This window comes from Modestobacter excelsi, from assembly GCF_005930495.1.
GTDB lineage: Bacteria > Actinomycetota > Actinomycetes > Mycobacteriales > Geodermatophilaceae > Modestobacter > Modestobacter excelsi.
Map to the genome: position 1 here is coordinate 20567 of NZ_SJEX01000046.1, position 20335 is coordinate 40901.

Genomic DNA, 20335 nt, shown 5'->3' on the forward strand with positions numbered 1-20335 from the left:
TGGCGAGAGGGCTGGCCCGGCCGGGGTGCCGGTGCCACGCTGGACCGGTCCGCCGGCGTCAGCCGCGGTCCCGCGGCACGGCGGGCCACCGGAGGTCCCCATGTCCGCTGACCCGGTCGCCGCCTGGACACCGCAACCGCCCCCGAACCGCTGGGGCCCTGGGCGGGTGGTGGCCCTCGTCCTGGGCCTGCTCCTCCTGGTCCCGGCGCTGGGCCTGCTTGCCGGCGGCGGGGTGCTGCTGTGGGCCGACCAGTCCCAGCGGACCGGCGACGGCTTCCTGCTGTCCCCCTCGGGGGACGTCTCGACCGACGGGTACGCCCTGACCAGCGACCGGATCGACCTCGGCACCGACGCGGACTGGGTGCCCGTCTCCGCCGCGCTGGGGACGGCGATGGTGCGGGCCACCGGCAGCGGGCCGGACCTCTTCATCGGCATCGGCCCCAGCGACCAGGTGGCCTCCTACCTCGGCGACGTGCAGCGCGCGGTCCTCGACGACCTGGGCAACGACGGCGCGGCGATCGACCGGGAGGTGGCCGGCGGTGCGCCCGCGGGGCCGCCCGGGCAGCAGCCCTTCTGGACCGAGCAGACCAGCGGACCCGGGCGCCAGCAGCTGACCTGGGAGCCGGCGGACGGCGACTGGACGGTCGTGGTGATGAACGCCGACGGGTCGGCCGGGGTCTCCGCCGACCTGCGGGTGGGCGCAGAACTGCCCGCGCTGACCGGCATCGCGTGGGGCGTGCTGATCGGCGGCGCGGTGCTCACCCTGGTCGCGGTCACCATCATCCTGCTGGCGGTGCGCCGGCCCCGTGCACGCGGGCAGCTCCCCCCGTCGGCGCCGCCGGCCACGGCCGGTCCGCCGCCTCCCTGGCAGCCGCCCGCACCCCGCACGGACCCCAGCAGCGACCCGGTCCGGGGCTCCTCCCGGGACCAGGTCACCTGACCGGGCCGCCCGTCAGCCGAGGGCGGCGCGCTGCTCGGTGACGAGTTCGGCCAGCGCCTGCGGGGCGCTGCGGCACAGCCGGGGGAAGCTGAGGTACCCGTGCGGCATCCCGGTGTACTCGGTCAGCCGCACCGGCACCCCGGCCGCCCGCAGCGTGTCCGCGTACCGCACGCCGTCGTCCCGGATCGGGTCGTGCTCGGCCACCTGGACCAGCGCCGGCGGCAGCCCCTCGTGGTCGGCGGCGTGCAGCGGTGACGCGTAGGGCTGGCGGGGGTCCTGGTCGCCCAGGTAGTGGTCGCGGAAGGCCACCACGTCGGCCCGGGTCAGGATCGGCGCGTCCGCGTTCTGCTCGATCGACGGGCTGCCCAGGGTGAGGTCCGTCGCCGGGTAGAGCAGACCCTGGAAACGGATCGACGGTCCGGACCGGTCGCGGCTCATCAGGCTCACGACCGCCGCCAGGTTGCCGCCGGCGCTGTCGCCCATGACCGCGACGCGGGTGGGGTCGGCGCCCAGCGCGCCGGCCCTCCCGACGAGGTCGACCAGCGCCGCGTAGCAGTCCTCGGCGGCCGCAGGCCAGCGGTGGTCGGGCGCCAGCCGGTAGTCGACGGACACCACGACCGCCGGCAGGGTGACGGCGACGTTGCTGCACAACCAGTCCGCCGCGTCGAGCGAACCGACCGTCCACCCTCCGCCGTGGAAGTTGACCACCAGCGGCAACGGCTCCGGAGCTGCCCGGTGCGGCCGGTAGACCCGCACCGGGAGCTGGCCCTCGGCGCCGGCCGCCGTCTCGTCGGCCAGCTCCACGTCGCGGGCGACCGCCCCGAAGAGCAGGTCGGTCAGGGGGTTGTGGCCGATCCGCTGCTGCTTGACGCGAGCGAGCCGGGCGTCGTCCATCTGGGCGACGGAGAACCGGCCGAAGGCTCGGCCGGCCAGCCGGACGCGGAGGTCCAGGGGGGTGCGCACGCCGGACTCAGGCACGGGCCTTGAGGTCCTTGCGGAGGATCTTGCCGGCCGCGGACTTCGGCACCTGCTCGATGAACTCGACCAGCCGGATCTTCTTGTGCGGGGCCAGCCGTTGCGCCGCGTACGCCTGGACGGCCTCGGCGGTGATCTCCGAGCCGGGTGCCCGGACGACGAAGGCCTTGGGCAGCTCCTCGCCGCTGTCGGCGTCCTGGACCCCGATCACGGCGGCGTCGGCGATCTCCGGGTTGCTCAGCAGCACGGCCTCCAGCTCGGCCGGGGCGACCTGGTAGCCCTTGTACTTGATCAGCTCCTTGACCCGGTCGACGACGGTGTAGCGCCCCTCGTCGTCGACGACCGCCACGTCGCCGGTGTGCAGCCAGCCGTCGCCGTCGAGGGTGTCCGCGGTGGCCTGCGCGTTGTTCAGGTAGCCCTTCATCACCTGCGGGCCGCGGACCCACAGCTCACCGCGCTCGCCCGGGGCGGCGTCCTCGCCGGTGGCCGGGTCGACCAGCCGGCACTCGGTGTTGGGCAGCGCGTAGCCGACCGTGCCCTTGGGGGTCGGGCCGGCGCCCTCGGGCTCGTGGCCGACCTCGGGTGTGGTGTGCGAGACCGGTGACAGCTCGGTCATGCCGTAGCCCTGGGCGACGGTGACCTCCTCGGCGCCGCCCTTGCGGAGCCGGTCCTGGGCGAGCTGGGCGAGGTCGGCGTCCAGCGGTGCCGCACCGGAGGTGATCGAGCGCAGCGAGGAGAGGTCGAACTGGTCGACCAGCGGGTGCTTGGCCAGCGCCAGCACGATCGGCGGGGCCACGAAGGCCCGGGTGATGTGCTGGTCCTGGATGGCGCGGAGGAACTGCTCGAGGTCGAAGCGCGGCAGCGTCACCACGGTCCCGCCCCACTGCAGGCCCTGGTTCATCAGCACGGTCAGCCCGTAGATGTGGAAGAACGGCAGCACGGCGATGATCCGCTCGTCGTCCTGCACGGCGGCCATCGGCCGGGACTGGCTGACGTTGGCCACCAGGTTGCGGTGGGTGAGCATGACGCCCTTGGGCAGCCCGGTGGTGCCGCTGGAGTAGGGAAGCGTGACCAGGTCCTCGGCCGGGTCGATGTCGACCTGCACGGCGGGGGCGTCGGTGCTGAGCAGGTCGCGCAGCGAGGCGTGCCCCTCGGCGCCGTCCATCACGATCACCTCGTCGACCGGCGAGCTCTGCACCGCGGCCAGCGCCCGGTCGAGGAACGGCGAGACGGTGACCAGCATCTTCGCCCCGGAGTCCTTCAGCTGGAAGGCGATCTCCTCGGGCGTGTACAGCGCGTTGACCGGGCTGATGACGGCGCCGGCGGCGGCGATCCCGTGGAAGACCACCGGGTACCAGATCGTGTTGGGGCTGAAGACGGCGACGACGTCGCCCTTGCCGATGCCCCGGGTGGCCAGTGCCGCAGCCATCCGCTCGACGTGGGAGGCGAGCTCGCCGTGCGTGATGGTCTCGCCGGAGAGCCCGTCGACCAGTGCGGGGCGGTCGGCGCGCTCGGTGGCACCGGCCAGCACGAACTGCGGGACGGAGACCTCCGGGATCTCGACATCGGGAAAGCGGCTGGCCAACGCCACGGGTCCTCCTCGGCTCAGGTGCGGTGACGCCAGTCTCACACCCGGCGTGTCGCCCGCCACACCCGGGTTACCGGCGAGTAGGTCCGATTCCCGGACCCTGGCTCAGCGTGGCCAGAGCACCGACTGGGTGCAGCGGAACAGCGCGAGCGTCCTCCCGGTCGAGGCGTCGGTGACCACGGCGTCCCAGACCTGCGTCGTCCGGCCGGCGTGCACGTTGGTGGCGACGGCGTCGATCCGGCCCTCCCGGGCGGTGCCGAGGTGGTTGCTCTTCAGCTCCAGGGTGGTGAACCCGCTGGACCCCTCGGGCAGCAGTGCCCGGGTCGGCAGGCCGCAGCTGGTGTCGGCCAGGGTGACCACCGTGCCCGCGTGCAGGTAGCCGTTGGGGGCCAGCAGATCGGACCGGACGTCGAGGTGGCTGGTCAGCCGGCCGGGCTCGTGGGTGTCGACCACGATGCCCAGCAGCCCCGGCAGCGTCCCGGGCAGCATCGCGTTGAGCTCGTCGGCGGTGAGGAACCCCGTGGCGGTCATGCCGGTGAAGCTACTGGGGCCTCCTCAGCCCGCGGTCTCCCACAGCCCGACGACGTTGCCCTCGGGGTCGCGCACGTAGGCGCTGAAGCCCATGTCGCCGACCGGCTGCCGCGGCACCAGCACCGTGCCGCCGAGCTCCCCGATGCGGGCCAGCGCCTTGTCGATGCCGTCGACGTCCACCACCAGGATCGGGGCGGGGGAGGGGCTGTCGGTCCGGCTCATCATCCCGCCGTTGATGAACCCCGGTTCGCTGGGACCCTGCTCGCCGTTCGGGCCGGTGCTGACCAGCGTGTACCCCATCTCGGGCATCGACTGCAGCTCCCAGCCGAAGGCCTCGCGGTAGAAGCCCCGGGCCCGCTCCCCGTCGTCGAAGGGGATCTCGAAGTGCACGACACGACCGCTCATGACAGCTCCTCCCGGTGCAGGCGGTCCCCCGGTGGCGACAGTTTCGTCCCGGCCGCTGGACCTGAGAAGGGGCTGGCCCGCGGCCACCCCGGCAGGCATCCTCCCGGGCATGGGCCACCTGGAGGCGGACCTGCTCGGCTACCTGCAGCGACGGCGCTCGTGCAGGGGCCTGCCGCGAGCCCGCGAGTGGTGGGGGCACGAGGGTCCTTCTGCTGCTCGGACTGGTGAAGCACCTCGCCGCCGTGGACGCCGGCTACCTGGGCGAGGTGTTCGGCCGGCCGTTCCCCGAGCCGCTGCCCTGGAACGAGGACGACGCCGAGCCCGAGGCCGACATGTGGGCCACCCCCGGGGAGTCGCGGGAGGAGCTGGTCGCGCTGTACCGCCGGGTGTGGGCGCACGGCGACGCGACCGTCGCTGCGCTGGACCTGGACACGGGGGGCTGGTGCCCTGGTGGCCGGAGGAGCGGCGGCACCCGAGCCTGCACCGCGTGCTGGTGCACCTCACCGCGGGGACGCACCGGCACGCCGGGCACGCCGACGTCCTGCGGGAGCTGGTCGACGGCGCGGTCGGGGACCGGGCGGAGTTCGGCAGCTCGGTCGGCGAGGACCCGGGCCGGTGGGGCGAGCACCGCGCCCGGGTGCAGGCCGTCGCCGAGCAGGCCGCCGTCCGCTAGGCCAGGCCGCGGGTGGTGCGGGTGGGCGGCCGGTCGCCGCGGATCGACGCCACCATGTCCAGCGTCTGCCGGGTCGCGGCGACGTCGTGCACCCGGAACACCCGGGCACCCAGCCAGGCGCTGACCGCGGTCGCCGCCAGGGTGCCGGTGAGCCGCTGCTCCACGGGCAGGTCGAGGGTCTCCCCGACGAAGTCCTTGTTCGACAGCGCCACCAGGACCGGCCAGCCCGTCGCCACCAGCTCGTCGAGCCGGCGGGTGGCCTGCAGCGAGTGGCGGGTGTTCTTGCCGAAGTCGTGCCCGGGGTCGACCAGCACCCGCTCGGGGTCGACACCGACCGCGACCGCGGCCTCGGCGAGCGCCGTCGTCCGCGCGACGATGTCCGCCACGACGTCGTCGTAGGTGACCCGGTGCGGTCGGGTCCGGGGTGGGAGCCCGCCGGCGTGGGTGCAGACGATGCCCGCGCCGGCCTCCGCGGCGACCGTGGCCAGCTGCGGGTCGACCCCGCCCCAGGCGTCGTTGACCACGTCCGCGCCGGCGGCCAGCGCCTCCCGGGCCACCTCGGCGCGCCAGGTGTCGATGGAGATCGGCAGCAGGGGGTGGGCCGCGCGGATGGCGGCGACCAGGTCGACGGTGCGCCGGATCTCCTCGGCGGCGTCCACCTCGGCGCCGGGGGCGGCCTTGACCCCGCCGACGTCCACCATGTCCGCGCCCTCGGCGACCACCTGGTCCACCCGGGTCAGCGCGTCGTCCAGCTCGAAGGTCGCGCCGCGGTCGTAGAAGGAGTCCGGGGTGCGGTTGACGATCGCCATCACGGCCAGCCCGCCGTCCGGCACGTCCAGGGCACCCAGTCGCAGCACTGGACCAGCCAAGCATGCTGTCCCGGTGACCGAGTTCCCGCCCGCGCCCGACCGCGTCGACCCGCCCTACCGTGACGGGGAGCGCGCCGCCGTGGAGGCGTGGCTCGAGTTCCACCGCGCCACCCTGCTGGTCAAGTGCGCCGGCCTCACCCCCGAGCAGCTGGGCGAGCGGTCGGTCCCACCGTCGTCGATGAGCCTGCGTGGGCTGCTGCGGCACATGACCGAGGTCGAGCGGAGCTGGTTCCGCCGGGTCGTCGCCGGCGAGCAGGCGCCGCCGCTGTACTACGGACCCGACGACGAGGACGGCGACTTCGACGGCGTCGGCCGCGACCCCGACCACCCCGACAGCGCGACCGCCGTGGCCCGGGAGCTGGCCGCCTTCGTCGCCGAGTGCGAGGTCAGCCGTGGCCTGGCCGGTGCGCACGACTCGCTGGACGACGTCGGCGCCGGGCTGCGGCACGGTCAGCAGGTGTCGCTGCGCTGGGTCTTCCTGCACATGATCGAGGAGTACGCCCGGCACAACGGCCACGCCGACCTGCTCCGCGAGCGCATCGACGGCGCCGTCGGCGATTGAGCAAGGACCCCCTTGCCCCCCGCCCCTCGCAGGCTCGCGGCGGGACCCTGCAAGGGGGCCTAGCGGAGTGCGCCCCAGGGGAGGACGGCGTGCACGCCGACCACCTGGTTGACCACCTGGGTCACCCGCAGGTCGACCACCACGCTGGCCAGGCCGAGGGCGTCGGAGCGGCTGATGCCGTGCAGCCCGGCCATCACGTCGAGCATGGCGTCCAGCGCGATCGCCATCGCCTCGTCCAGGTCGTCGGCCACGCCCATGGTCACCCAGCCGGCGGGGGTCCTGGCCACCGGCGTGCGCAGCGGTGCGCCGAACAGGTCGGGGAGCACGTCCAGGGTCAGGTCGACGCGGTCCATCGGGCACTCGATCGCCGTCCCGCTGACCTCGCCGTCCCCCTGCGCGGCGTGCCCGTCACCGACCGAGAACAGCGCTCCGGGCACGGTCACCGGGAGGTGGAGGGTCGCGCCGGCGACCAGTTCCCGGCAGTCGATGTTCCCGCCGTGCCAGTACGGCGGGATGGTGGAGTGCTGGCCGGGCTCGGCCGGGGGCACGCCCATCACGCCGAGGAAGGGCCGCAGTGCCACCGAGTGCCCGGCCTGGTTGCGGCCGACGCCGGCGACCGGGTCGAGGTCCCAGGCGTGCACCGTGGGGGCGGCGGTGACGCCGAGCCGCTCGTTGAGCGGGGTCGACCGCATCCCGACGTACGTCGTCCCGAACGGGCCGGGGACGACGTCGTCGATCCGCACGGTGAGCACCTGCCCGACCGCGGCGCCGCGGACGGCGACCGGACCGGTCAGCGCGTGCCCGTGCGCGGGGTCGTGCAGCGGGTGACGCTCCCGCCCGGCAGCGGGGTCGCTCCCGGGGCCGCCGGGGTGCGGACCGGTCCACCAGCCGGAGTCCAGGGTGCCGAAGCGCACCGTCGACCCCGGCTCGACGGTCAGCGCGGGCGGGCGGTCGGGGTCCCAGGAGCCGTGCAGGGTGCGCGCGTCGGGCAGCAGGACGTGGCTCGGCTCCATGCCCTGATCCTCCGGGACTCACTTTCCGCGCGGAGAGTGAGTCCCGGAGGGCTCTAGACGAGGGCCTGCTGGACGAGCGGGCGGAGGTGGTTGCGCATCGGCAGGGTGCTCGAGGGCAGCAGCTGCGTGTAGAAGCTGACCGTGAGGTCCTCGACCGGGTCGACGTAGAACTCGGTCGAGGCCGCCCCGCCCCAGCTGTAGGTGCCGACGCTGGCCACGCCGCCGTAGCGGACCGGGTCGATCACCGTGGAGAAACCCAGCCCGAAACCGACCCCGCGCAACGGGACCTCGGCGTACAGCGGCCGGCCGAAGGTCTCCAGGTCCGCGTTGCCGGGCAGGTGGTTGCGCACCATGTGCGCCAGCGTGCGGGAGCCGAGCACCCGCTCCCCGGACGGCGCCAGGCCGCCGGCGCGCAGCATCTCGACGAACCTCAGGTAGTCCCCGGCGGTGGAGACCAGCCCGCCACCGCCGGACAGGAACGCCGGCTTGCGGTGTGCGGCCTCGGCGAACGGCGCCGGCAGCGGGACGACGCCGGGGCCGTAGAGCTGGGCGAGGGAGTCCACGTCGTCCTCGGGGCGCAGCCCGAACGACGTCTCGGTCATCCCCAGCGGCCCGAACACCCGCTCGGCGAACACCTCGTCCAGCGGCTTGCCGGCGACCACCTCGACCAGCCGGCCGAGCACGTCGGTGGACACCCCGTAGTTCCACTCGCTGCCCGGCTGGAACAGCAGCGGCATCGCGGCGAACTGCCGGGTGACCTCGGCGGAGTCGGCGCCGGGCGGGGTGCCCCACTCGTGGCCGCGCAGCCGGTAGAGCCCGTCGACCGGGTGCGCGTGGTGGAAGCCGTAGGTCAGCCCGGAGGTGTGGGAGAGCAGGTGGCGGACCCGGATCGGCTCCATCAGCGGCACGGTCACCGGCTTCTGCGCCGGCCCGGCGGCGTACACCCGGGTCTCGGCGAACTCCGGCAGCCAGCGGCTGATCGGGTCGTTCAGCTCGAAGGCGCCCTCCTCGTACAGCGACATCGCCGCCACCGAGGTCACCGGCTTGGTCATCGAGTAGATGCGCCAGCGGGTGTCGTCGGTGACCGGCCGGCCCGCCTCGACGTCCGCGTGGCCGTACCGGCCGACGTGCACGAGCCGGCCGTGCCGGGCGACCGTCACCAGGAACCCGGGCAGCTGGCCCTCGTCGACCCAGCGGGCCAGCCGGCGGTCCACCCGCCGCAGCCGTTCGGCGTCCAGACCGACCTCGGCCGGGTCGGTGGTCACGGACAGGTCGGTCTGCACAGCGGTCACGGACACCCCCGCGTCGTGGGCCCGCTCCCCGATGACCGGCGCCCCCGCCGCGCATCCTGACACGGTGTGCCAGGAGCGCGACGGGGGCGTCGGACGATCTCAGTTCGGCCTGGCTGCAGGGTCCCGCGGCGCGCGGAGCGTGTCGCGGGGGGCAGTCAGGTCCTTCAGTTCACCGGGACGGCGGCAGCGGCCTTCTTGAGGTTGGAGCCGGCGGTCACCTTGGCGGTGTGCGCCGCGGCGATCTCGATCGACTCACCGGTCTGCGGGTTGCGGCCGGTGCGGGCCGAACGCTGCCCGCGCTCGACGGTGATCAGCCCGGGGACGGCGACCTTGTCGCCGCGGGTGATGGCCTCGACGAGCTCCTCCTGCAGGCCGTTGAGCACCTGGTCGACGGTCGCGGAGGGGACGTCGGCGCGCTTGGCGATGGCGGAGACGAGTTCGGACTTGTTCATCTGGGTCCCTCTCACTGGATGTCAGCGGACCGCCCCCTCCGGGGCGGACGCAGTCTGGTGTCGCGACCGGCGGACCGGTCGCTCCCCCGGTCGTCCTAGGTGGACCCCGGGGCATCCACCGTGCCGTCCCGGTGCGCACCAGGTGCGCGGCGGGGGTACGGCGGGCGGATCTGGTCGACCACGCTGTCGACCAGCAACGGCGGGCACATTTCCATGCGGAGATCACTCCTGGCCAGCCGGGGCCCCGGTTTCCCGCGGTTTTCCTGCTCGTGGACCCCGATCGTTCCCGATCCGGGTGTCTCGGCCACGTCCTGGGTGCCGGATGAGCGAGGCACAGCCGGCCGACTTAGCGTGGACCTCATGCCTCAGCTCCCCGGTACCGACCTGACCGTCAGCGACCTCTGCCTGGGCGGCAACGTGTTCGGGTGGACGGCGGACGAGCCGACGTCGTTCGCGCTGCTCGACCGCTTCGTGGACGCCGTCCCCAGCACCCAGTCACCGTTCGTGGACACCGCCGAGATGTACGGCCACGGGGTCTCCGAGCAGATCCTCGGTCGCTGGATGGCCGAGCGCGGCATGCGCGACCGGGTGGTCGTGGCGACCAAGGCCAGCCCGGGGGAGAAGGAGCACCCGCTGTCGGCGCCGGAGATCCGGGACGCCGCCGAGCGGTCGCTGCGCAACCTGCAGGTCGACACGATCGACCTCTACTACGCCCACTACGACGACGAGACGACGCCGCTGGAGGAGACGCTCACCGCGTTCGACGAGCTGGTGCGGTCGGGCAAGGTCCGGCACATCGCGGCGTCGAACTACTCGGCGAAGCGGCTGACCGAGGCGCTGGAGACCTCGGAGCGGCTCGGCGTGGCCGGGTACGTGGCGCTGCAGCCGCACTACAACCTGATGGAGCGGCCGGCCTACGAGGCGGAGCTGGCCGACGTCGTCGCCGAGCACGGGCTGGGCTCGATGCCCTACTTCGGGCTGGCCCGCGGCTTCCTGACCGGCAAGTACCGGGCCGGCGAGACGATCGACTCCCCGCGCGCCAAGGGCGCCTCGCAGTACGTGGGGGAGAAGGGCGACCGGGTGCTGGCCGCGCTGTCCGAGGTCGCCGACGCGCACGGCGTCACCGGCGCCGCGGTGGCGCTGCGCTGGCTGGCCGACCAGCCGACGGTCACCGCGCCGATTGCCAGCGGCCGCTCGGTCGACCAGCTGGCCGACCTGCTGCCGATGCTGGACCTGGTGCTCACCGACGACCAGAGCCAGCGCCTGACGGCCGCCAGCGCCTGATCGGCCCCCTCCCGAGGCTCACCCCGAGCTCGCGAGGGAAGCGGAGTAGGGGGACAGCGGGGGTCGTCGCTGGACCAGGACGATGGCCGCGCGGACGTGCTCGACGAGCTCGACCGGGACGGTGCCCAACCCGTGGTCGGCGGTCGCGTGCGCCGCGACCTGGGCGAGGACGGCGTCGTCGTCCGGGCCGGTGGACGTGGTGGTGCAGCCGGGGACGACGTCCCCGCAGGCGAACACCTCCATGGTGGCTCCAGGTGCTCGGGTGGTGCGGGGACCCTGCTGCCGGCGGCGGCTGCGGTGGTGCACCGGGGCGGGTTCACGGCCCCGGGAGCTCAGGGGGTGGCGGCCGCGGAGGCCAGGTCCTCGACCCGCAGGACGCCCAGGACGGCGCCGTTGCGGTCGGTGCACAGCACCGGGTCGAAGCGGTGCACGGGCCGGCGGGTCAGCGCGCGCTGCAGGGTCTCGGTGACCCCGGCGGACGGGTGCACCCGCAGCGACACCGGCGCGCGGTAGGAGCCGCCGGTGCGCGGGTCGGCGAGCACGAGCTCGGTGGGCACCCCGGTCCGGTCCAGCACGACGTAGGGCGCCGGGCCGTCGTCGCCGTCGAGTGCCTCCCGCTGGCGGATCGGCCGCAGCAGACTGGCGACGCTCTCGGCGAGCTGGGCGCGGGCGACCTGGTTGCGGACCAGTTGGGCGACCTCGGGGCTGAGCGGGGCGAAGTGCGGGGCCGGGCGGCCGAGCAGCCAGCCCTGGGCCAGCGGGACACCGAGCCGGGCGAACACGGCCAGCTCACCGACGGTCTCGATGCCCTCGGCGAGCAGCCAGGCGTCGACCCGGTTGGTGAAGGTGCCTACCATCTCGGCCAGCGCGGCCTTCACCGGGTCGCTGTCCACCCCGGCGACCAGCGCGCGGTCGAGCTTGACCAGCTGCGGGCGCACCTCGGCGAGCTGCTGCAGGCCGGCGTGGCCGGACCCGGCGTCGTCGATGGCGATCAGCGCACCGCGGCCGCGCAGCGCGGCGGTCTGCTCCCGCAACGCCGCCAGGTCGGGGGTGGGCAGGTGCTCGGTCAGCTCGACGACGACCCGGCGCAGCGTGACCGGCTCGGCGAAGGCGGCGGCGACCGGGGCGGTGCCCAGCAGGTGCGGGCTGACGTTCACGCTCAGGAAGGTGTTCGGCGGCAGGTCGGGCAGGAACGCCAGCGCGCGCCGGATGGCCAGGGCCTCCAGCTCGGCCCCGAGCCCCGCCTCCGCGGCGGCGGCGAACCAGACGTCGGGGGAGGCGGTCCCGGGGAAGCGGGCCAGCGCCTCGTAGCCGGCGACGGTGGCCGAGGCGAGGTCGACGATCGGCTGGAAGACGATGGTCAGGTCGTCCTCGCCGGCCAGCAGCGGGCGGCAGTCCCAGCGGTCGGGGAGGGTCGCGGTCACACCTCCCAGATCGGTCGTCAGCGCGAGGAGCTTGAGCGGCTCCCCGAGAGGGAGGGCGAGCGGTACCCGGTCCGGGGCGCGGGCCGTGTCAGCATGGAGCGGTCCACCGCCCGGTGGTGACCGGCCCCCGGGCCGGAGCGCGTCCCGGCCCGAGCCGGCGGAGGCAGGGGAGGTCGGCCAGCGTGCCCGCGACGAGCACGACAGCAGCGCTCGATCCGGTGACCGACCCGCACCGGGTGGCGGCGGCCCGCCGGCTGCTCGACGAGGTCTCCGGACCGGCCGCTTTCGACCGGCTCTCCGCGCTCGCCGCCCGGTTGGTGGGCGCCGGCCACGCCAAGGTCACCCTGTTCACCGACCACGACGTCGTCGTCGGCGGGCACGGGCTCCCGGCCGGTGTCGTAGGCGGACCAGCCCTGCTCACCGGCGCGCTGTCGGCCATCACCGTGCGCCGGGCAGTGCCGCTCGACATCCCCGACGCGCGCCGCGACGACCGGGTCGCGCAGCTGCCCGCAGTGGTCTCCGGCCAGGTCCAGGCCTACCTGGGTGCGCCGCTGGTGGCGGCGTCCGGGCACGTCGTCGGGGTCCTCGCGGTGTACGACCCCGAGCCGCGCAGCTGGTCCGAGGACGCGGCGGCGCTGCTCGAGCAGCTCTCCGCCTCGGTCGTCGCCGAGCTGGAACTGGCTGCTGCGCAGTCGGCGGTCGGGGCCTCGCTGGCCCGGCTGGACGTCGCCCTGGAGGCCGGGTCGGTCGGCATCTGGGAACGGGACCTGCGCACCGGCTCGGTCCACTGGGACCAGCGCAACGCGGCGATCTTCGGCCTCGACGGGCCGGTCCAGCACGCCGGCGAGGACGACCTGCTGGCCCAGATCCACCCCGACGACCACGTGCAGCTGCGGGAGGCGATGCGCGCGGCGCTCACCGGCAGCGGTGAGTTCGTCGCGGAGATGCGGGTGCTGCGCGCCGACGGTGCGGTGCGCTGGGCGGTGTCGCGTGGTCGGGTGGTGCGCGACCCGCGCGGGGAGCCGATCCGGTTCCTGGGGACGACGGTCGACGTCACGAACGCCCGCGAGGAGGCGGGCCGCCGGCTCTCCTCACTGCAGCGCACGACCGCGATCGCCGAGGTCGCCGCCGCCCTGGCCGGCGCGACCCGGATCGACCAGCTGGCCCAGATCACGCTGCACGGTGCCGAGGTCCTCGGTGCCAGCACCGGCGCGCTCGCGGTCCTCGACCCGGGCTCGGGCTCCCTGCGGCTGCACATGGGCCTGCGGTTGATGGACGTCGTCGAGATCGCGGCGGCCGAGGCGGGCGTCGAAGCGCCGCCGGACGGAGTCGAGATCGCCCTGGACGACCAGCTGCCCACCCAGTGGGTGGCCCGGCACGGCGAGCGGGTGCTGCTGGGCAGTCCGGAGGAGGCGGTCGAGCGGTTCCCGGCGATGGCCGAGCTGACCCGCGTGCTGAACGCGCAGGCGCTGGCTGCGCTGCCGCTGCGGGTGGAGGGCCGGCTGCTCGGCGCCTTCGTGGCCATCTGGGCGGACCCGCACCCGTTCGACGGAGACGACCTCGAGGTGCTGGAGGCGCTGACCGCGCAGATCGCGCTGAGCGTCTCCCGGCTGCAGGCCGACACAGAGCGCGCCGCGGCCGTGGCCGAGATGACCGCAGCCAACGCCCGGCTGCAGCTGCTCGCCGAGACCGGCCGGGTGCTGTCCGGGACGCTGGACATCACCGAGCAGATCGGCCAGCTCGCCCAGCAGGTCGTGCCCGCCCTCGGTGACTGGTGCTGGGTGCTGGTCGACGACGAGCGCGGCCGGATGCGGGACATGGCCAGCGCACACCGCGACCCGGACCGGGCCGCGGAGCTGGAGCAGTACGTGCGCATCATGGTCGCCGGGATGACCGAGCACGCCGCCGCCCGGGCGGTGCTGCGCACCGGGCAGGCGGTGGTGCTCCCGGCCATGGACGCCGACTTCATCGAGCGCGCCCTCGACGACCCGGCCGCCCGCCGCGCCCTGACCAGGCTGGGCCCGACCGCCGGGCTGGCCGTCCCGCTCGTCGCCCGGGGGCAGGTGCTGGGGGTGCTCGGGCTCTACACCGCCACCGACCGCGGCCCGCTCACCCGGGCCGAGATCGACACGGCCCTGGAGGTGGGCCGCCGGGCGGGTGTCGCGCTGCAGCATGCCCGGCTGTTCGGCCAGCAGCGCCAGCTGGCGGAGGTCCTGCAGCGCAGCATGCTCACCGCGCCGCCGGCGCCGGACCACTGCGAGATCGTCGTCCGGTACGTGCCGGCGGCGGCCGGTGCCGAGGTCGGCGGGGACTGGTACGATGCGTTCGTCCAGCTGGACGGGGCGACCGTGCTGGTGATCGGCGACGTCGTCGGCCACGACAGCGGGGCGGCGGCGGCCATGGGGCAGCTGCGCGGGTTGCTGCGCGGGATCGGGCACCACACCGGCGGCACGCCCGCCGAGGTGCTCACCGGGCTGGACCGGGCGAGCCGCGGCCTCGACCTGGACGCGATGGCGACCGCGCTGGTCGCCCGGCTGGAGCAGGACGACCCGGAGCTGGTCACCGCCCGGACCCGGGTGCGCTGGTCGTCCGCCGGGCACCCGCCGCCGGTGCTGATCGGCCGCGACGGCACGGTGGTCCTGCTCGACGGGGACGCCCCGGACCTGCTGCTCGGGGTGGAGCCGGACCGGCCGCGCACCGACCGGGTCGCCGAGATCGACCGCGGCGGCACGCTGCTGCTCTACACCGACGGTCTGGTCGAGCGGCGCGACCGGGACCTCGACGCCGGCACCGTCGAGCTGGTCCGCGTGCTCGGCGAGCTCACCGAGCTGCCGCTGCAGCAGCTGTGCGACCAGCTGCTCGAGCGGATGTACCTCCCCGACACCGAGGACGACGTCGCGCTGCTGGCGGTGCGCCTGCACCCGCAGGACCTGCCGCGCCCACCCGAGGCCGGACCGCAGCGGGTGCCGCCGGGCATCGCGTCGGCCCCCGACGTCGTCCCCGGTTCGGGAACCGACCGGCACTGAGCCGGGTCAGCGTCGCCGTCGCCGCCGGCGGGGGCGGGCCACCAGCCGGCTGCGCGCGCGCTCGGGCAGGTCCAGGGCGACCGGCGCCTCCCAGCCGCGCCACACCGACAGCACTCTCAGCGCGGCGACCAGGACGATGACGATGGTGGCGACCGGCAGCGGCGGCAGCCCCGCCGGCCCAGCCAGCAGGGTGAGCGCGGTCGCGCCGAGCAGGGCCGCGACCGCGTTGTAGGGCCCCGGCTGCACGATGTCGGCCCGCTGGGCCAGCAGCACGTCCCGGATGACGGCGCCGCCGACCGCCGTGACCGTGCCGATGAACACCACCGAGGCGCTGGGCAGGCCGGCCAGCTGGGCCTTCTGCGCCCCGATGACGGTGAAGAAGCCCAGCGTGATGGCGTCCAGCACGACCAGCAGCCCGGTGAGCCGGGACAGCCAGCCGGAGAAGTAGAAGGTCACCGTCGCGGTGACCGCGACGGTGGGCAGGTAGGCGGGGTTGGTCATCGCGACCGGCGGACCGTCGGCCAGCAGGACGTCGCGGATCAGGCCCCCGCCGAGCCCACCGCTGACCGCCAGCAGCAGGACGCCGGAGACGGCGAACCCCTCGCGCGCGGCGAGCAGCCCACCGGTGAGCGCACCGATGACGATCGCGGCCAGGTCGACCGCGCTCGGCACCCGCAACGCCTCGGCCGTCGCGGCCAGCATCTCCACGGGCGTCATCATCCCGCCGATGACATCCGGTCTCGGCGGGGGTCGAACTGGTTGGCTGCACCGACGACGTCCGAGGAGGACCCCGTGGAGACGCTGACCTCGCCCGACGGCACGAGCATCGCCTACCAGGTGACCGGCACCGGGCCGCCGCTGGTGCTGGTGGTCGGGGCGTTCTGCGACCGGAACACGACCGCGGACCTCGCTGCGCTGCTCGCCGATGCGTTCACCGTGGTCGAGTACGACCGCCGTGGGCGCGGTGCGAGCGGCGACACCGACCCGTACGCGCCGGAGCGCGAGGTCGAGGACCTGGCCGCCCTCCTCACCGCCGTCGGCGGGGCGCCGTACGTGTACGGCCACTCCTCCGGCGGGGTGCTCGCCCTGGAGGCTGCGGCAGCGGGGGCGCCGGTCGGGGCGCTCGTCGTCTACGAACCGCCGTACCCGGCCGAGGGCGACCCGGCCGGCAGGTCGGACGAGTTGCTGGAGCAGGTGCGGGAGCGGGTGGCGGCGGGCGACCGGGACGGCGCGGCCGCCGCTTTCCTCGCCGGCGCCGGTGCGCCGGACGAGGTGGTCGCGATGATGCGCAGTGGCCCGGGCTGGGAGCACATGTGCGAGCTGGCGCCCACGCTGGTCCACGACCTGACCCTGACCAACGGCGGGCTCGTGCCGGTCGAGCGGTTGTCGGAGATCGCCGTCCCCACGTTGGTCCTGGCCGGTGGGGCGAGCCCGCCGTGGGCCGAGCGCTCGGCGGCCGCGGTGGTGGCCGCCGTGCCCGGCGCACGACGTTCCGTGATCGCCGGTGAGCACCACGGCGTCGCTGCGGTGGCGGTCGCCCCCGTGCTCCGGGAGGCCTTCCGTGCCTGACCGCGTGCGGACGGTGGCGGCGGTGCCGGGGGCAGGCTAGCTTCCGGGCGACCGCACGCCCCGACCGGTCACCGCGGTGCCCGGCCTCCCGTAGGAGAACGCCATGGCCTTCCGCCGGCCGGACACCCAGGACGTCACCGCGCTCGCCGAGAGCTACGGCATGCACCCCGGCGAGGACGCCGTGGCGACCTACGCGGCCCTCATCGACGCCTCGCTGATCTCCTACGACGCGGTCGAGGAGCTCTACGCGACCATCGCGCCGCAGGCACCCGAGGGCCGGGCCGGGCAGCGGCCGGACGACGCCGCGAACCCGCTGGGCGCCTGGTACGTGCGCACCGAGATCACCGGCGCCCCGGGCGGCCCGCTGACCGGGAAGACGGTGGCCGTGAAGGACAACACCGCGGTCGCCGGCGTCCCGATGATGAACGGCTCGCACACCCTGGAGGGGTTCGTGCCCGACCGGGACGCCACCGTGGTCAGCCGGCTGCTCGCGGCCGGCGCCACCATCACCGGCAAGTCCGTCTGCGAGGACCTCTGCTTCTCCGGGGGCAGCCACACCTCGGTGACCGGGCCGGTGCGCAACCCCTGGGACCCCAGCCGGACGACGGGCGGCAGCTCCAGCGGCAGCGGCGCGCTGGTCGCCGCGGGCGAGGTGGACCTCGGGCTCGGCGGTGACCAGGGCGGGTCGATCCGGATGCCGGCGGCGTTCTGCGGCGTGGTCGGGCACAAGCCGACGTACGGGCTGGTGCCCTACACCGGCGCCTTCCCGATCGAGGTGACGATCGACCACCTCGGCCCGATCACCCGCACCGTCGCCGACGCTGCGGTGGCGCTCGACGTCCTGGCCGGCCGGGACGGCCTGGACCCGCGGCAGCCGGCCGACCTGGTGCCCGAGCAGTACGCGGCCGCGCTCGGCGGGGACGTCGCCGGCCTGCGGGTGGGCGTGGTGACGCAGGGCTTCGGCTGGGAGGGGCTCTCCGAGCCCGGCGTCGACGACACGGTGCGCGCCGCCGCGGCCCGGCTGGGGGAGCTGGGCATCGAGGTGGTCGAGGTCGACCTGCCGTGGCACCGGCACGCGCTGCACGTCTGGAACGTGATCGCCACCGACGGCGCGGCGCGGCAGATGGTGGAGGGCAACGGCTACGGGCACAACTGGGACGGGCTCTACGACCCGGAGCTCATCGCGCACTACGGGCGGCAGAGCCGGGAGGTGGCCGACCAGTGGTCGCCGACGGTGACCCTGGTGGCGCTGGCCGGGCGGTGGTCGGCGCAGCAGGAGCAGACCCGGCACTACGCGATGGCGCGCAACCTCGCCCTCGAGGCGCGGGCGCAGTACGACCGGGCGCTGGCCGACGTCGACCTGCTGGTGATGCCGACCGTGCCGATGGTCGCCCCGCCGCTGCCCGCCGCCGATGACCCGCTCGAGGTCCAGGTGGCCCGCGCGCTGGAGATGATCGTCAACACCGCACCGTTCGACGTCAGCGGGCACCCGGCGACCAGCGTCCCGGCCGGGCTGTCCCAGGGGCTGCCGGTCGGGATGATGCTCGTCGGCCGGCGGTTCGAGGACACCACCTGCCTGAAGGTGGCGCACGCCTTCGAGCAGCTTGTCGGCGGTTTCCCCACCCCGCGGTGAGGTGCTGGAACGGCCCTCTTGCAGGGCCCCGCCGCGAGCTTGCGAGCGGTGGGGGGCAAGGGGGTCCTTCTACTGGGCGGGGGCCATCTCCAGGTCGGTCGCGGTGGCGTCCTCCTGCGGCTCGACGCCGGCCGCGCGGAGGGCGGCGTCGTGCTCGGCCATCGCCTGCTGGCGGCCGGGCTCCTCGGCCAGGACGGCGCAGCCGAGCCAGGCCTCGGGGACGGCGAAGGCGTCGACCAGCGTCCGCATGTGCGGGCGCAGCTGCCCGAGCAGGTCGTTCACCGCGCCGGTGAGCGCCTTGGCGCGGGTCGGGGTGAGCCGGCCGTGCTCGAGGAACCAGCCCTTGTCCGCCTCGATGGTGCTCAGCGCGTACAGGTCGCAGACCCGGCTGAGCAGCGCCCGGGCGGCGGGGTCGGGCGTGCGCTCGATGCCGGCGACGAAGGCCTCCAGCACGATCCGGTCGATGTGCGCCCGCGCGGCCGCGAGCACGTGGTCCTGCACGTCGTTGAAGACGTCGAACGGGCGCGTTCCCGGGGTCGCCGCGCCCTTGCGCAGCCGCTTGATCGCGCCGTCCAGGATGTGCTTCTCGCGGTCCTCGAGCGCGCGGAGCTGCCAGCCGCGGTCGGTCAGGGCGACGTCGTCGTCCCGGCCGGGGACGGCGTCGACCAGACGCTGGATGAGCCCGCGAGCGGCGGTGCGCTCCAGCACGGTCTCGCGGACCTGCTCGGCGACGAACTGCGCGCGGCCCCAGCCGTCGAGCGAGCCGAAGGCGTCCCGGTAGCCGGTGAGCAGGCCCTTGGCGACCAGCTGCAGCAGGACGGTGTTGTCGCCCTCGAAGGTGGTGAACACGTCGGTGTCGGCCTTGAGCGCGGGCAGCCGGTTCTCCGCCAGGTAGCCGGCGCCGCCGCAGGCCTCCCGGGCCAGCTGGATCGTCCGGGTGGCGTGCCAGGTGTGGGCGACCTTGAGCCCGGCGGCCCGCGACTCGAGCTCGCGCTGGGCCGCCTCGTCGACCTCGGCCGCGCTCAGCACGTCGTGCATCCGGGAGACGAGCTCCTCCTGGGCGAAGTGCAGCGCGTACGTCGTCGCCAGCGCGGGCAGCAGCTTGCGCTGGTGCACCCGGTAGTCGTTGATGACGACCTCCCGGTCCTCGCCGGGGGCGGCGAACTGGCGGCGGGTGTCGCCGTAGCGGACCGCGATCTCCAGCGCCACCTTGGTCGCCGAGCCGGCCGAGCCACCGACGCTGACCCGCCCGCGCACGAGTGTGCCGAGCATGGTGAAGAAGCGGCGGGTCTCGTTGGCGATCGAGCTCGTGTACGTGCCGTCCGCGGCGACCTGGCCGTAGCGGTCCAGCAGCATGTCCCGCGGGACGGTCACGTGGTCGAAGCTGAGCCGGCCGTTGTCGACGCCGAGCAACCCCGCCTTGGGGCCGTCGTCGCCGATGGTGACCCCGGGCATCGGGTTCCCCTGCTCGTCGCGGATCGGCACCAGGAACGCGTGCACGCCGCGGCCCTCCCCGCGGGTGACCAGTTGCGCGAAGACGACCGCCATCCGGCCGTCCTGCGCTGCGTTGCCGATGTAGTCCTTGCGGGCGGCCTGGTGGGGGGTGTGCAGGTCGAAGGTCTGCGTGGCCGGGTCGTAGCTGCACGTCGTCCGCAGCTGCTGGACGTCGGAGCCGTGACCGGTCTCGGTCATGGCGAAGCAGCCAGGCAGGGCGAAGCTCATGATGTCCGGCAGGTACGCGTCGAGCTGGCGCTGGGTGCCCAGCGCCTGGACGGCGCCGCCGAACAGCCCCCACTGGACGCCGGCCTTGACCATCAGCGACAGGTCGGCGAAGGCGAGCATCTCCACCGCCACCACCGAACCGCCGGCGTCGTCCGCGCCGCCGTACTCGCGGGGGAAGCCGAGGGAGACGCGGCCGGTGGCGGCGAGCTCCCTGGTCAGCGCGGTCACGCGCCGCCGGGCCTCGGCCATCGACTCGCCGTGGACGGGGGCGTACTCCGCGCTGCCGAGCTGCTCCCGGGCATCGCGGCGGACCTGCGCCCAGCGGCCGTCGAGCACCTCCTGGAGCCGAGCGGGGTCGACCGGGGTGAGGGGTGCGG

General features: G+C 74.7%; 18 protein-coding genes and 1 pseudogene. 7 read left to right on the top strand and 12 right to left on the bottom strand.

Annotated features, from left to right (window positions below; genetic code table 11):
* Positions 1–100 precede the first annotated feature (100 nt).
* Positions 101–940, top strand: coding sequence for a hypothetical protein (locus FHL80_RS15340; RefSeq protein WP_138734261.1), 840 nt, complete (start codon positions 101–103; stop codon positions 938–940).
* Positions 941–952: 12 nt separating this feature from the next.
* On the opposite strand, the gene FHL80_RS15345 is transcribed toward FHL80_RS15340, so the two are convergent.
* The 4 genes from FHL80_RS15345 to FHL80_RS15360 all read right to left on the bottom strand — a co-directional run bounded on the left by FHL80_RS15345 (position 953) and on the right by FHL80_RS15360 (position 4439).
* Positions 953–1918, bottom strand: coding sequence for an alpha/beta hydrolase (locus FHL80_RS15345; protein WP_138734262.1), 966 nt, complete (start codon positions 1916–1918; stop codon positions 953–955).
* The gene (locus FHL80_RS15350; protein WP_138734263.1) at positions 1911–3506 is read right to left on the bottom strand and encodes a 4-coumarate--CoA ligase family protein; all 1596 of its coding nucleotides are present in this window, start codon (positions 3504–3506) and stop codon (positions 1911–1913) included. Before FHL80_RS15350 ends, FHL80_RS15345 begins: the two co-directional genes overlap by 8 nt.
* Before the next feature lie 102 nt (positions 3507–3608).
* Positions 3609–4034 carry a PaaI family thioesterase gene (locus FHL80_RS15355; protein WP_138734264.1) on the bottom strand — a complete coding sequence of 142 codons (426 nt, stop codon included), beginning with the start codon at positions 4032–4034 and terminating at the stop codon, positions 3609–3611.
* A 24-nt stretch (positions 4035–4058) separates the two neighbouring features.
* The gene (locus FHL80_RS15360; RefSeq protein WP_138734265.1) at positions 4059–4439 is read right to left on the bottom strand and encodes a VOC family protein; all 381 of its coding nucleotides are present in this window, start codon (positions 4437–4439) and stop codon (positions 4059–4061) included.
* Between the two features lie 266 nt (positions 4440–4705).
* On the opposite strand from FHL80_RS15360, the pseudogene FHL80_RS26940 reads away from it, so the two are divergent.
* Positions 4706–5112: pseudogene (locus tag FHL80_RS26940) on the top strand (mycothiol transferase).
* On the opposite strand, the gene folP reads toward FHL80_RS26940, so the two are convergent.
* On the bottom strand, positions 5109–5981 hold the full coding sequence (folP, locus tag FHL80_RS15370) for a dihydropteroate synthase (protein ID WP_246078705.1): 873 nt from the start codon (positions 5979–5981) through the stop codon (positions 5109–5111). The pseudogene FHL80_RS26940 and the gene folP overlap by 4 nt on opposite strands.
* A 13-nt stretch (positions 5982–5994) precedes the next feature.
* Here folP and FHL80_RS15375 point away from each other — a divergent pair, with 13 nt between their 5' ends.
* Positions 5995–6543: a DinB family protein gene (locus FHL80_RS15375; RefSeq protein WP_138734266.1), complete on the top strand. Its 549-nt coding sequence runs from the start codon at positions 5995–5997 to the stop codon at positions 6541–6543.
* A 59-nt stretch (positions 6544–6602) separates the two neighbouring features.
* On the opposite strand, the gene FHL80_RS15380 is transcribed toward FHL80_RS15375, so the two are convergent.
* The 3 genes from FHL80_RS15380 to FHL80_RS15390 all read right to left on the bottom strand — a co-directional run bounded on the left by FHL80_RS15380 (position 6603) and on the right by FHL80_RS15390 (position 9300).
* The gene (locus tag FHL80_RS15380) at positions 6603–7556 is read right to left on the bottom strand and encodes an acetamidase/formamidase family protein (protein ID WP_138734267.1); all 954 of its coding nucleotides are present in this window, start codon (positions 7554–7556) and stop codon (positions 6603–6605) included.
* A gap of 53 nt (positions 7557–7609) precedes the next feature.
* Complete coding sequence (locus tag FHL80_RS15385; RefSeq protein WP_246078706.1) at positions 7610–8848, bottom strand: serine hydrolase domain-containing protein; 1239 nt, start codon at positions 8846–8848, stop codon at positions 7610–7612.
* Positions 8849–9012: 164 nt separating this feature from the next.
* A complete protein-coding gene (locus FHL80_RS15390) occupies positions 9013–9300 on the bottom strand; it encodes an HU family DNA-binding protein (RefSeq protein ID WP_138734268.1) in 288 nt (95 codons plus the stop codon).
* A gap of 360 nt (positions 9301–9660) precedes the next feature.
* On the opposite strand from FHL80_RS15390, the gene FHL80_RS15395 reads away from it, so the two are divergent.
* A complete protein-coding gene (locus FHL80_RS15395) occupies positions 9661–10584 on the top strand; it encodes an aldo/keto reductase (protein WP_138734269.1) in 924 nt (307 codons plus the stop codon).
* Between the two features lie 18 nt (positions 10585–10602).
* Here the strand turns inward: FHL80_RS15395 and FHL80_RS15400 are convergent, their stop codons facing one another.
* Positions 10603–10827: a DUF1059 domain-containing protein gene (locus tag FHL80_RS15400; protein ID WP_138734270.1), complete on the bottom strand. Its 225-nt coding sequence runs from the start codon at positions 10825–10827 to the stop codon at positions 10603–10605.
* Positions 10828–10916: 89 nt separating this feature from the next.
* Positions 10917–12008 (bottom strand): EAL domain-containing protein, encoded by a 1092-nt coding sequence (locus FHL80_RS15405; protein ID WP_138734271.1) that lies wholly within the window; start codon positions 12006–12008, stop codon positions 10917–10919.
* Positions 12009–12190: 182 nt separating this feature from the next.
* Here FHL80_RS15405 and FHL80_RS15410 point away from each other — a divergent pair, with 182 nt between their 5' ends.
* Positions 12191–15034 carry a SpoIIE family protein phosphatase gene (locus FHL80_RS15410; protein WP_246078707.1) on the top strand — a complete coding sequence of 948 codons (2844 nt, stop codon included), beginning with the start codon at positions 12191–12193 and terminating at the stop codon, positions 15032–15034.
* A 6-nt stretch (positions 15035–15040) separates the two neighbouring features.
* Here FHL80_RS15410 and FHL80_RS15415 read toward each other — a convergent pair whose 3' ends face one another.
* On the bottom strand, positions 15041–15754 hold the full coding sequence (locus FHL80_RS15415) for a trimeric intracellular cation channel family protein (protein WP_246078708.1): 714 nt from the start codon (positions 15752–15754) through the stop codon (positions 15041–15043).
* A gap of 72 nt (positions 15755–15826) precedes the next feature.
* On the opposite strand from FHL80_RS15415, the gene FHL80_RS15420 reads away from it, so the two are divergent.
* Positions 15827–16603: an alpha/beta fold hydrolase gene (locus tag FHL80_RS15420; protein ID WP_138734272.1), complete on the top strand. Its 777-nt coding sequence runs from the start codon at positions 15827–15829 to the stop codon at positions 16601–16603.
* Positions 16604–16706: 103 nt separating this feature from the next.
* Entirely contained in the window at positions 16707–18236 is a 1530-nt protein-coding gene (locus tag FHL80_RS15425) for an amidase (protein ID WP_138734273.1), read from the top strand.
* 69 nt (positions 18237–18305) lie between these two features.
* On the opposite strand, the gene FHL80_RS15430 is transcribed toward FHL80_RS15425, so the two are convergent.
* Positions 18306–20335: acyl-CoA dehydrogenase family protein (locus FHL80_RS15430; RefSeq protein WP_216870759.1), on the bottom strand; the 2030-nt coding region annotated here is incomplete at its 5' end.

Coding starts and splice junctions, on each gene's coding strand:
- FHL80_RS15390 (WP_138734268.1), bottom strand. CDS start 9,300: ATGAACAAGTCCGAACTCGTCTCCGCCATCGCCAAGCGCGCCGACGTC.
- FHL80_RS15355 (WP_138734264.1), bottom strand. CDS start 4,034: ATGACCGCCACGGGGTTCCTCACCGCCGACGAGCTCAACGCGATGCTG.
- FHL80_RS15360 (WP_138734265.1), bottom strand. CDS start 4,439: ATGAGCGGTCGTGTCGTGCACTTCGAGATCCCCTTCGACGACGGGGAG.
- FHL80_RS15340 (WP_138734261.1), top strand. CDS start 101: ATGTCCGCTGACCCGGTCGCCGCCTGGACACCGCAACCGCCCCCGAAC.
- FHL80_RS15425 (WP_138734273.1), top strand. CDS start 16,707: ATGGCCTTCCGCCGGCCGGACACCCAGGACGTCACCGCGCTCGCCGAG.
- FHL80_RS15395 (WP_138734269.1), top strand. CDS start 9,661: ATGCCTCAGCTCCCCGGTACCGACCTGACCGTCAGCGACCTCTGCCTG.
- FHL80_RS15400 (WP_138734270.1), bottom strand. CDS start 10,827: ATGGAGGTGTTCGCCTGCGGGGACGTCGTCCCCGGCTGCACCACCACG.
- FHL80_RS15415 (WP_246078708.1), bottom strand. CDS start 15,754: ATGATGACGCCCGTGGAGATGCTGGCCGCGACGGCCGAGGCGTTGCGG.
- FHL80_RS15380 (WP_138734267.1), bottom strand. CDS start 7,556: ATGGAGCCGAGCCACGTCCTGCTGCCCGACGCGCGCACCCTGCACGGC.